The sequence below is a fragment of the Massilia sp. 05N420 genome (assembly GCF_056397205.1).
The window spans coordinates 1-520 of the sequence record NZ_JBFTMX010000147.1 but is presented as its reverse complement, the minus strand read 5'-3'; the positions used below and the strand labels follow the sequence as shown (position 1 = coordinate 520).

General features: G+C 51.2%; 1 protein-coding gene. It reads right to left on the bottom strand.

What is annotated here, in order from left to right:
* The coding region (locus tag AC1DIX_RS27700) for a response regulator (protein ID WP_477328542.1) at positions 1-328 on the bottom strand (328 nt) is incomplete at its 3' end.
* Between the last annotated feature and the right edge of the window lie 192 nt (positions 329-520).

Below are 520 nucleotides of genomic sequence, written 5' to 3'. Positions count from 1 at the left end.
GAGCCAACTCCTTCCGATTGTATGGCTTTGTGAAGAAAATTCCGCGCTCCGGCATCTGGTGAAGGAGCGGTTTTGTCATCGCAGATACAACAAGTATCTCAATCGGCGGATATCGTTCACGTACGGCCTTTGCGAACACGAGGCCATTCATTGAGCCGCGGATGTCGATATCCGTCAAAATTATTCGAATACCAGGCTCCGCTTCCAATAGCCGAAGAGCGTCGTCCGCGTTGTTTGCTTCGAAAACCTCGAAACCAATATCTTCGACAAGGTCCAGCGCCATCATCAAAAGAAGCGGCTCGTCTTCAACGACTAATACTTGGATCACCGGATCCTCCCCGTTAAGTAGTGCGAACTACCAGCCCGCAAGGGAGTTCCATAGCTTAATGACTATAATCGAAGGATGGCATTGTCGAGCCTGAGGTCGCTGTCTGTGGCGTTCCGCGAGCTTGAAGCTCTGGGCCGCTCAACATCAACGCACGATGCAACGGTTTTGCTTGCCAATGGATGAAACTAGACC